A 10,890-nucleotide genomic window follows, 5' to 3' on the forward strand; every position below is an offset into this window, starting at 1 on the left:
CTCGACGAGGTGGCGCGCCCGCCCGAGAACGACGCTCATATCGTTGCGGATGTTGTGCCGGAAGACGCGGTTGAGGACGCCCAGGCGGCGCTCCCGGAGCCGTTGGTCGGTGATGTCGGTGTAGATGCCGAACGCCAGCGTCCCCGCGTCGCCGGACGCCTCGACCGGGATACCCCGAAAGAGGAAATCCCGGATCCCCTTTGCGGTCTCGCGCCTGAGTTCGGCCTCGACGAGGGAGCCGTCCTCGGCCCGTCTGTCCAGCAGCGACGCCCGCGCGTCGCCGTCGGGCGGGAGGACGAACTCGTTGAGGTCCTCGCCGACGACGGTCGCCTCGTCGTACCCGAAGACGTCCTCGAAGGCCGCGTTGACCGACTCGACGACGGGCGTCCCGTCGACGATGCGGGCCTCGACGACGGGGTCGGGGATGTTCTCGAACAGGCGGGCGAAGCGGTCGCGCTGGGCGGCAAGCGACTGCTCGACGGCCTTCCGGTCGCTGATGTCGTGGACGGCCGCGACGAACCCCTCCAGTTGCGCCCCCGGCGGTAGCGCCGTCAGGTCCACTTCACAGGGGACCCTCCCCTCGGCCGTCACGACGTTGACTTCGACGGTGATGGACTCGCCGGGATCGGCGGCCGACAGCGCCGTCGTGTCGACCCGCGATTCGAGAAACGAGCCGACGGACGCGCCGAGCAACTCCTCGCGCGGAATGCCGACGAACGAGCACAGCGCCTCGTTGGCCATCTGGACCGTGAACTCGCTGTCGATGACGCACACCCGTTCGTCGATGCTCCGGACGATGGTCTCGTAACGCTTCAGTTCGGCGTCGCGGTCGGCCCGCTGGAACGCCGCTTCCGTGGCGGCGGCCAGCAACTCGGCGAAATCTATCTGGTAGTCCTCGAACGTCCGGTCGTCGGTCGACCCCGAGACCAGCAGCCACCGGTCGCCGATGGGGACCTGTAGCTCCGTCCTGATCGGCGTCCCCGGATTGTGCGCGCCCGGCCGGTCGTCGACGTCGTCGATCACTCTCGTCTCCCCGTCGCGGTAGGTCTCCCACGCCAGCGAGTCCCCGGCCGAGAGCACCGGCACCGGGTCCCCGAAGAGGTCCCGCGCGCCCTCGCTGGTCGCCAGCGGCTCCAGTCGCTCCCCGTCGGCGCTCTCACGGTAGACTCCCGATACCGGGAGGTTTAGCGCTTCGCTCGCCGTCTCGACGGTCACCTGCGCTATCTCGGCGGGCGTCGTCGCCAGCAGCAGTCGCTGGCTCGCCTCGTACAGCTCAGAGAGGGCCGCCTCGCGGTCGGCTTCCGCAGTCACGTCCCGGATCAGGCCGGTGAAGTAGCGCTCGCCGCCGTCGGTGAACTCCCCGAAGGATATCTCTAACTCTATCTCGTGGCCGTCGGCGTGCTGGCCCGGCAGTTCGATAGCGGACCAGTCAAGCGCCCGCTCGCCCGCCGCGAGGTACCGCGCGACGCCGTCGTGGTGGGCGTCGTGGAACCGGTCGGGCATCAGCATCGTCAGCGACTCGCCCTCGACGGCCGAGCGCTCGTAGCCGAACACCTCCGCGACGGCGTCGTTGACGTACCGGACGGTGCTGTCCGCGTCGATGGTCACCAGCACCTCCGAGAGGCTCCCGGCTATCGACTCAAGCGGGACTGGCGTCCGGCCCGCCCCGAGACCCGCTTCCGCCGACCGCTCGCCCACGGCGTCGCCTACCCGACCCCGGAGTGTCTCCGGCCTGTTCGCCGGCACGTAGTCGTCCGCGCCTGCCCCCAGCGCGTCGGTCGCGGCCTGCTCGCTCCCGTCGTAGGGGGCTACTATCGTCGGCACGTCCGGCGCGATATCCCGGACGGTGGCGAGCACGTCGGCCACCGGCACGGTCGTCCCGTCGGTCACGACCACACAATCGGGCGTCTCCGACAGCGCGGCCCGGACCGCCGGTCGCTCGGTGACGACCAGCGTCTCGAACGTCGATAGCTCCCGGGCGAGCCCATCGTCGCCGTCGACGACGACCACCCGTGGCGCGCTCATACACCCCCGGTTGGACGTACGTACAGTAAACGCTTCGGGGGTCGCTACCCGACGGTGAACGTCAGTCTCGTCGTCTCGACGTGGGCGTGCATCGGCACCGTCTGTACCACCTCGTCGATATCGACGCCGGTCGGTAGTTCCTCGACCAGCGCGACGACACGGGCCCGCCGTCCCGGCCCGATTTCCACCCGGCGGGTGTGACACCCCGGACCGAGCGCCGACGGGTCGACCGACAACTGTGCCGGACTGTACGTGTAGCCGTCCGTCCCGACGAACGACGTATTGGCTGTCGCCCACGTGATCGGTCGCTCGGCGGTGTTCTCGATGTCGAACAGCGCCATCGGTCGCCGCTCGTCCGCCCTCGTCCCGTCTAGCTGGTGGTCGTAGACGACCGACGGGAGCGACACCTCCGGGACGCCGAGCAGTGTCGCCGACAGCGACGCCGTCTCGACGGTCGTGGGTTCGTCCGCGAGTATCTGGCCCAGCGGGCCGCCGGTGTCCTCGCCGCGGGTCCGCGCCCCCGTCTCCCGGTCTCCCGGTCGCTCTATCTCGTTCCCCGTCCGCGTTGGTTCGTGCATCTGTGGTCCCACCGTTGGCGCGGTCAACTCCCCGTGGATAGTAAACCCTTTTGTCGCCGCAACTGCACCGTTCCGAACCCCTGAAATAGCCGGCTCGCCTACCGACACCCGTGTCACAGCAGGTCGCCGAGGTCGACACCCTCTTTCTCCACGAGGAGGGCGAGCGCTTCCGCGTCGCCGTCGAGAACGACGGTCAGCGCGTCCTCCACGGAGTGCTCGAACTGAAAGAGACCAGTGCGGGGCCACGCCCCGCCCGCCTCCGGGTCAAACACGGCTCCAGCGAGGAGCCACGCAGCCCGGATCAGTTCGTCGACATCGCCCGCCGAGCGGCCCGCATTCGCATCTCCGAACAGACCTCAAAACGGGGCCGCGACCGCGTCCGCGAGATGCTCGACGGCTACCAGCTAGAGGCGAAGGTCGTCCGGACCTGCCGGTATTGTGCCTCCAGTGGCGAGTACTCCCCCATCACGAGCGAGACGGCCATCAGAGCCGACGACGAGGACATCTGTCCCGACTGCGCGATGGCCGAACTCGAACGGGAACTGTCCTACCACGGCGACGTGACCGGCAGCGCACAGGACCGACTGGAGGAGTTGCTGCTTGAGGTCCAAGATTTAGACCGCATCACGAACCTGCTCGCGGGGGAACTGGACCCCGACCTGACGAAGTTCGACGAGATATCCGCGACCGTCGAGGAGGTCGACCCGGTGCCGACGAGCGACCTCTCGCTGCACCCCGGCGTCCAGACCAAACTCGAATCCCGGTTCGACTCCCTCCTGCCGGTCCAGAGTCTCGCCGTCGAGAACGGCGCGACCGAGGGCCAAGACCAACTCGTGGTGTCGGCGACGGCGACGGGCAAGACCCTCGTCGGCGAGATGGCCGGTATCGACCGCGTCCTCAACGGCAAGGGGAAGATGCTGTTTCTCGTTCCCCTCGTCGCGCTGGCCAACCAGAAGTACGAGGACTTCCAGGAGGAGTACGGCGACATCGTCGACGTGACCCTCCGCGTCGGGTCGAGCCGTATCGCCGGCGACGACAACCGGTTCGACCCGGGCGCGGATGTCATCGTCGGCACCTACGAGGGCGTCGACCACGCCCTCCGGACCGGCAAGGACCTCGGCACCATCGGCACCGTCGTCATCGACGAGGTGCACACGCTGGGCGAGGGCGAACGGGGCCACCGCTTGGACGGTCTCATCTCGCGGCTCAAACACTACTGCTCGGTCGAGCGGACCGCCGCACAGCTACGGGACGGCCGGGCCGGCCCCCACGAGTACGGCGACACCCAGTGGATCTACCTCTCGGCGACCGTCGGCAACGCCGGGCAACTCGCCCAGCAACTGCACGCACAGCTCATCGAGTTCGAGGAGCGACCGGTGCCCATCGAGCGCCACGTCACCTTCGCGGATAGCTACGACAAGACCGACATCGAGGACAAACTCGTCAAGCGCGCCTTCGACACGAAGTCCTCGAAGGGGTACCGCGGCCAGACTATCATCTTCACCAACTCCCGACGGCGCTGTCACGAGATATCCCGGAAACTGCAGTACGATTCGGCGCCCTACCACGCGGGACTGGACAACGGCCGCCGCAAGCGGGTCGAACAGCAGTTCGCCGATCAGGAGTTGGCGGCGGTGGTCACGACGGCCGCCCTCGCGGCGGGGGTGGACTTCCCCGCCTCGCAGGTCGTCTTCGACTCGCTGGCGATGGGTATCGAGTGGCTCTCGGTACAGGAGTTCCACCAGATGCTCGGCCGCGCGGGCCGCCCGGACTACCACGACAAGGGGACGGTGTACCTGCTAGTCGAACCCGACTGTAGCTACCACAACAGCCAGGAGATGACCGAGGACGAGGTGGCGTTCAAGCTGTTGAAAGGCGAGATGGAGTCGGTCCGGACTGTCTACGACGAGGGCGCGGCCGTCGAGGAGACGCTGGCGAACCTCGTCGTCGCCGGTTCACGGGCCAAGGCGCTCAACGGCCGGATGATCGGCGACGTGCCCACCAAACACGCCATCGGGAAACTGCTTGAGTACGAGTTCATCGACGGCCTCGAACCGACCGCGCTTGGCCGGGCGGTCTGTCGACACTTCCTCTCGCCGACGGAGTCGTTCCTGTTGCTCGATCACATCCGGAAGGGGAAAGATCCCTACGACATCGTCGCCGAACTCGCTCTCCGGGAGGAGGAGGAATGACGAAACCACTATCACTCGTCCGGTGAAGGCTCACGTATGGGGTTGTTCGACGCGGTCCGGTCGCTGTTCGGCGGCGGGAGTGCCGACGACGAGGACACGGACAGCGGAACAACCGACGACGCCGCCGAGTCGGCGGCCACGAGCACCGACGACGAGACGACCGAGAGTGCCGACGCCGATGCGTCCACCGCGGATACTGACGACGAGACGACCGGGAGCGTCGATACCGCGGGACCGACGACCGACGAGTTCGGTGGTCCCACACTCGGCGACGACACCGCGGTGCAGGACGATGTCGGGACGGACACGACCGACGAAGCGACGGACGACGACACGCCTTCCGAGGAGGACGACGAACCAATCTCGTGGGAGGAGACGGGCTTCGAGCAACTGACGACGGAACTGGTCGACGAGGAGGACGAAGACGCCGAGGACGACCCGTCGGCCCTGATCGAGGAGGCCGAACCCGACCGCACGACGGCGTCGGAGGCGACCGACACGGACGCGACCGACGACGCTCCCGACACCGCCGACTCGACCGACGACGAGTCGACGCTGCTCGCGGGCGCGGACGGCGACGTGGGGCTGGACGACGGCGACGACGCGGACGTGGACGTGCCCGAGGACAGCCCGCGGGCTGAGTTTCTGGCCTCGGCGACGGAACTGGTCGAGTTCTGGGGCGAGTACGACCTCGATTACACCGTCGAATCGCTGGGTCGCTTGGACGAGTTGATCGACGAGCAGTGGGGGCCAGAGCGCTTCGAGGACGTCGAGTACGGCGGCGAGGACTACGACTCGGAGGTGTACACGGAAGTCGTCACGCAGGTCGGGAGCTACCTCGGTGAGGTGTTCGTCCGCGTCCACGACGGTGAGTGGGTCGAGGCCGAGGAGGTCGGCTGGACCGTCGACGTGCCGGCCGGGCCCGACGCCGCCGCGGCCGGCGCGGGCGTGACGGTGTTTCACGTCGCCCAGCAGTGCCTCGCCGGGGAGGCGACGGTCGCGGGCAAACACGACGGGCTAGCGGCCGAACTCGACCTCTCGCCGACCGCCGGGGCCGACCCCGAACCGACCGAACTGGGCGGGCCCGACGACGGCGGCGACGCCGACACCGAACTTACCGACCGCCTGCGCGAGAGCGGCGAGGACTTCGCCGAGCGCTGGCCCGACTACGAGTTGGACTTCTCCGCTGACTCGCTCGACCGTCTGGCCGAGTTGATCGAGACCGAACTCGACGGCGAGCGCTTCGCCGAGGCCGAACTCGGCGACGAGACCGATCAGGCCTCGATGCTGTTGACCGCCCACGCTGTCGGCATCGGCGGCTACCTCGCGGCCGTCCTCGAAGCCGAGTACGACGCCGAGTGGGACACCGAGCGGATGGCCATCCTCGTCGACGGCGAGGTGGTCGACCCCATCGACCACGCCGCCGACTGCGTCCGCGGAACGGCCACAATCGAGGACGTCGTTCCCGCGTAGACACAGTCTTTTTCTCCCGGCCAGTCGACGCCGACCTGTGGCGCTCGCGCTCGGACCGAACGCCGGGATGGTCTTCGTCTTCGCCGTCATCCTCGCAGCGTTAGTGCTGTTCGCCACCGAGGCGGTGCCGGTAGACGTCACCGCACTGGGCGTTATGGTGGCGCTGTTGCTCGTCCAACCGCTGACCGAACAACTCGCCACCCTCGGTCTGCTGGCCGACCCAGTGTACGTCCTCGCGCCGCCGGGCGCCGATGGTGAGGCGCTCGCGGCCGGGCTCTCGGGGTTTGCCTCCACCGCGACCATCACCGTCCTCGCGATGTTCATCCTCTCGGCGGGGGTCCGGAAGACGGGCGTCATCCAGTTGCTGGGCGCGAAGATAGCGACCTACACCGGCGACAGCGAGTCCCGGCAACTCGGCGCGACCATCGGTCTCGTCAGCCCCATCTCGGGCTTTATCAACAACACCGCCGCCGTCGCCATCCTCCTCCCGATGGTGACCGACCTCGCGAACAAGGGGGACACGTCGCCGTCGAAGCTGTTGCTCCCGCTGTCGTACGCCTCGATGTTCGGCGGGACGCTCACGCTCATCGGCACGTCGACGAACATCCTCGCCAGCCAGATCACCGCCCGCCTCGGTCGGGAACTGGGAAACCCCGAGTTGACCGCGTTCTCGATGTTCGAGTTCACCAGCCTCGGTATCGTCGTGATGGTCGTCGGGACGGCCTACCTGCTGACGGTCGGCCGGTGGCTCACGCCCGCCCGCATCCCGGCGGCGGGCGACCTCACCGAGGCCTTCCGGATGGCCGACTACCTCACGGAAGTCGTCGTCCGCGAGGACTCCCCCATCGTCGGATCGACGGTCCGGGAAGCCATCGAGTCGAGCGAGTTCGACGTCGACGTGGTCCAGTTGATCCGCGGCGACCGCGTCTTCCTCGAAGGTATCGGCGACCGGCAGGTCAGGGCCGGCGACGTCTTCGCCATCAGAACCGACCGGGACACGCTGGTCGAGGTGATGGACGCCGACGGGTTGGACCTCCTGCCGGAGGTCGACGTGACAGAGACGGAGCTCGAAGCCGCCGACACGGGGTCGAACCTCGTCGAGATAGTCGTCGCGCCGGGGTCGGAATTGGTCGGCGAGACCCTCGCCAGCACGAACTTCCGCCAGCGCTACGATATGACGGTGCTCGCGCTGCGCCGCGGGGAGGCGCTGATCCGCTCGCGGATGGACCGGACGACCCTCCGGGTCGGCGACACGCTACTGGTCCAGGGGCCGACTGAAAGCGTCGACCGACTGCAGAACAACCCGAACGTCATCGTCGCACAGGAGGTCGAACGGCCGGACTACCGCCGCTCGCGCATCCCCGTCGCGGTGGGTATCGTCGCCGCCGTCGTCGCGCTGGCGGCGCTCACGCCGGTCCACATCGCCGTCGCGGCGCTGGGCGGGGCGCTCGCGATGGTGCTCACCGGCTGTCTGAAGGCGACCGAGATGTACGACGCCGTCCAGTGGGACGTCATCGTCCTCCTCGCGGGCGTGATCCCGCTGGGCATCGCGCTGGAGGTCACCGGCGGAGCGACGCTGCTGGCCGACCTCATCGTCGCCGTCGCGCCGTCGCTGCCGCCGATCATCGTGCTCGGTCTGCTGTACGTCGTCACGGCCCTGCTGACGAACGTCATCTCGAACAACGCTTCGGTCGTGTTGATGATCCCAGTCGCCGTCGAGGCGGCGATCCAACTGGGCGCTAACGCCTTCTCGTTCGTGCTGGCGGTGACGTTCGCGGCCTCGACGGCCTTCATGACGCCCGTCGGCTACCAGACGAACCTCTTCGTCTACGGTCCCGGCGGCTACCGCTTTACCGACTACCTCCGGGTCGGCGGGCCGTTGCAGGCGCTGTTCGCGGTCGTGACGACGATAGGAATCGCGGCGATATGGGGCCTCTAGCGCTGCTCGACGGGCGTGAACGTCAGGTCCGTCGGACCGGTGTACCGCGCCCGGGGCCGGATGAGGCGGTTGTCGGACTGATACTCGAGGAAGTGTGCGATCCAGCCGCCGGCACGGCTCATCGCGAAGATGGGGGTAAAGAGGTCGATGGGGATGCCCATCTGGTAGTACGTCGAGGCGGAGTAGAAGTCGACGTTGGGGGCCAGCCCCTTGTTCTCGGCGATGTACTCCTCGATGGCTTGGCTCATCGAGTACCACTTGAGGTCGCCGGCGGCCTCGCCCAGCGCCTGGGACTTCTCGCCGAGGATCTTCGCCCGCGGGTCCTTGACGTTGTAGACGCGGTGCCCGAACCCGGGGATCCGTCGGCCGCCGTCAAGCGCGTCGTCGACCCACTGGACAGCGGGCTTGTCGCTCTCGTCGACCTCCGTGAGCATCTGCATCACGTTCTGGTTCGCGCCGCCGTGGAGGCCGCCCTTGAGCGTCCCGATGGCGCTCGTGACGGCGCTGTAGAGGTCCGACATCGTCGACCCGGTCACCATCGCGGCGAACGTCGAGGCGTTGAGGCCGTGGTCGGCGTGCAACACCAGCGCCATGTCGAACACTTCCGCGAGGGTGTCGTCCGGTTCCTCGCCGTTGAGCATATACAGGAAGTTCGCGGCGTGGGAGAGGTCGGCTCGCGGTTCGACGGGTTCCTCGCCGTCCCGGAGGCGCTTGAACGCGGCGACGAGCGTCGGCATCTTGGCGGTGATGCGCTTGCCGTGTTCGAGGTCGCTTTCCCGGTCGCCGGCCTCGGTGTCCTCGTCGTAGGCCGACAGCATCGACGTCGCTGTCCGGAGGGCCGCCATCGGGTTCTCGTCGGCTGTCGCGAGGTCCCGCACCGTCGAGAGCACGTCCTCGTCGACGGCCCGGTGTTCGGCCATGTCCGACGAGAACGACGACAGCGCTTCGGCCGTCGGCAACTCCCCGTGCCACAGCAGGTACAGCACTTCTTCGTAGCTGGCCTCGCCCGCGAGGTCCTCGATGGCGTAGCCCCGGTAGACGAGCCGGCCGGCGTCGCCGTCGATGTGGCTCAGCGCGGACTCGGCCACCACGACACCCTCCAGGCCCTTCTTGAGCTCGTCGGTCATACCATAGTTGACTCAACCTTCGGGGAAAAACATTGTCGTTTGGCCCACCGCCACACCCCGCGAGTGTGGACAATAGCCCCCGCAACCGGCAATATACTCTTATATCTGTCAGCGAACGTCGGAAGAGTTGGGCAAACACGCACATCTTCGGCCGACAGTCGGACGGGAGCTCGCGTCGACTGCCGGCCGCTCTCGTGGCGTCTTCACAGCTCTCGGCTCAGCGTCCGGGCCCGCAGCGCCACGAGAACCGTCGTCACGAGGCCGCCGAGCCCGAGCGCCATCGACAGCCCGAGGCCGAGAAACCAGAACCACTCGCCCCTGTTGAGGCCGTCCCCGCCCAACACCGGCAGTCCGACGAACAGCACGTAGACGAGGACGGTCACGACGGCGGCGAACCCGAACCCGCGGACGGCGTTTCGCCGGACGTGGAGCGCCTCGACGAACCGCTTTCGGCCCGAGGCTGACGTGTCGTCTGTCACACGCTGTCGTTGGTCGGGCAGCCCCAAAATCGCGTCGGTTCCCCCGAACCGAACCGCCTAAGACTGTGCATCCGCCCAACTCTGGTAATGACCACTCTCGGTACGGCGAGTGCGGCCCCCGGGGAGGTGGACACCGGGCGCTTGACCGTCGGCGAGACGCGCGACGGCTCCACCGTCGGGCTTCCCGTCGCCGTCGTCAACGGCAGTCAGAGCGGCAAAACCCTCTACGTGCAGGCCGCCAGCGACGGCGACGAACTCAACGGCGTCGGCGTCATCCAGCAGTTCGTCCCGCAACTGGACCCCGCGGCGCTCTCGGGGACGCTGCTCATCGTCGGCATCGTCAACTACCACGCCTTCCAAGTCGCCGAACACCGCAACCCCATCGACGACACGAAGATGAACCGCGCCTACCCCGGCGACGAGAACGGCACCTCCACCGAGCGCATCGCCGCCGCCACCTTCGACGCCGCGACCCGCGCGGACCTCATCGTCGACCTCCACCAAGGGTCGACCAGCCGGATGATAAACGAGACCCGCGTCCGGTGTGGCAGCCGCCACCGGATGCACAAGGATTGTCTCGAACTGGCGAAGGTCTTCGGTTGTGGCCACGTCCTTGATCAGAAGGGCCCCGACGGCCAACTCGCCCGCGCTGGCCCCGACGAGGGCATCCCCACTATCGACCCGGAACTGGGCGGCTGCGTCGGTTGGGACTTAGATAGCATCGACATCGGCGTCCGCGGGTTGTTCAACGTCCTCCGGTACTACGACTTCCTGCCGGCGTCGGTCACCACCGAGACCCAGACCCGCGCCGGCGGCTTCGACCAGTACGGCGCACCCGCCGGCGGCCTCGTCGAGTTCGACGTCGACCTCGGCGACCCCGTCTCCCGCGGGGACCGCCTCTACCGCATCACTGACGTCTTCGGGACGACGAAAGACACCGTCACCGCCGACACGGAGGGCATCGTCTGGCGCACCCGCCGCCTCCCGCAGGTTGCCACCGGCGAGTACGTCTGTTCGGTCGGTATCGACGTGGACTCATACTAAACCACTTTTTCTGTCCGGGGCCTCGCGCTCGCC

8 protein-coding genes are annotated in these 10,890 nt (G+C 67.9%); 4 read left to right on the plus strand and 4 right to left on the minus strand.

What is annotated here, in order from left to right:
- Together GJ629_RS10925 and GJ629_RS10930 are read right to left on the minus strand one after the other, a co-directional pair.
- The coding region (locus GJ629_RS10925) for a PAS domain S-box protein (RefSeq protein WP_157513078.1) at positions 1–2,025 on the minus strand (2,025 nt) is incomplete at its 3' end.
- A gap of 44 nt (positions 2,026–2,069) precedes the next feature.
- Complete coding sequence (locus GJ629_RS10930; protein ID WP_157513080.1) at positions 2,070–2,603, minus strand: hypothetical protein; 534 nt, start codon at positions 2,601–2,603, stop codon at positions 2,070–2,072.
- Positions 2,604–2,713: 110 nt separating this feature from the next.
- On the opposite strand from GJ629_RS10930, the gene GJ629_RS10935 reads away from it, so the two are divergent.
- The 3 genes from GJ629_RS10935 (at position 2,714) to GJ629_RS10945 (ending at position 8,207) form a co-directional block, all read left to right on the plus strand.
- A complete protein-coding gene (locus GJ629_RS10935; protein ID WP_370515869.1) occupies positions 2,714–4,795 on the plus strand; it encodes a DEAD/DEAH box helicase in 2,082 nt (693 codons plus the stop codon).
- Between the two features lie 36 nt (positions 4,796–4,831).
- Positions 4,832–6,268, plus strand: a complete 1,437-nt coding sequence (locus GJ629_RS10940) for a hypothetical protein (RefSeq protein ID WP_157513081.1) — start codon at positions 4,832–4,834, stop codon at positions 6,266–6,268.
- A 67-nt stretch (positions 6,269–6,335) separates the two neighbouring features.
- The gene (locus tag GJ629_RS10945) at positions 6,336–8,207 is read left to right on the plus strand and encodes an SLC13 family permease (protein WP_157513087.1); all 1,872 of its coding nucleotides are present in this window, start codon (positions 6,336–6,338) and stop codon (positions 8,205–8,207) included.
- Here the strand turns inward: GJ629_RS10945 and citZ are convergent.
- Together citZ and GJ629_RS10955 are read right to left on the minus strand one after the other, a co-directional pair.
- Positions 8,204–9,334, minus strand: a complete 1,131-nt coding sequence (gene citZ, locus GJ629_RS10950) for a citrate synthase (protein ID WP_157513082.1) — start codon at positions 9,332–9,334, stop codon at positions 8,204–8,206. The genes GJ629_RS10945 and citZ overlap by 4 nt on opposite strands.
- Positions 9,335–9,537: 203 nt before the next feature.
- Positions 9,538–9,813 (minus strand): hypothetical protein, encoded by a 276-nt coding sequence (locus tag GJ629_RS10955; protein ID WP_157513083.1) that lies wholly within the window; start codon positions 9,811–9,813, stop codon positions 9,538–9,540.
- 87 nt (positions 9,814–9,900) lie between these two features.
- Here GJ629_RS10955 and GJ629_RS10960 point away from each other — a divergent pair, with 87 nt between their 5' ends.
- Complete coding sequence (locus GJ629_RS10960) at positions 9,901–10,857, plus strand: succinylglutamate desuccinylase/aspartoacylase family protein (RefSeq protein ID WP_157513085.1); 957 nt, start codon at positions 9,901–9,903, stop codon at positions 10,855–10,857.
- The last annotated feature ends 33 nt before the right edge of the window (positions 10,858–10,890 follow it).

The organism is Halapricum sp. CBA1109, from assembly GCF_009741825.1.
Taxonomy (GTDB): Archaea; Halobacteriota; Halobacteria; order Halobacteriales; family Haloarculaceae; genus Halapricum.

Coding starts and splice junctions, on each gene's coding strand:
- GJ629_RS10930 (WP_157513080.1), bottom strand. CDS start 2,603: ATGCACGAACCAACGCGGACGGGGAACGAGATAGAGCGACCGGGAGAC.
- GJ629_RS10940 (WP_157513081.1), top strand. CDS start 4,832: ATGGGGTTGTTCGACGCGGTCCGGTCGCTGTTCGGCGGCGGGAGTGCC.
- GJ629_RS10945 (WP_157513087.1), top strand. CDS start 6,336: ATGGTCTTCGTCTTCGCCGTCATCCTCGCAGCGTTAGTGCTGTTCGCC.
- GJ629_RS10960 (WP_157513085.1), top strand. CDS start 9,901: ATGACCACTCTCGGTACGGCGAGTGCGGCCCCCGGGGAGGTGGACACC.
- citZ (WP_157513082.1), bottom strand. CDS start 9,334: ATGACCGACGAGCTCAAGAAGGGCCTGGAGGGTGTCGTGGTGGCCGAG.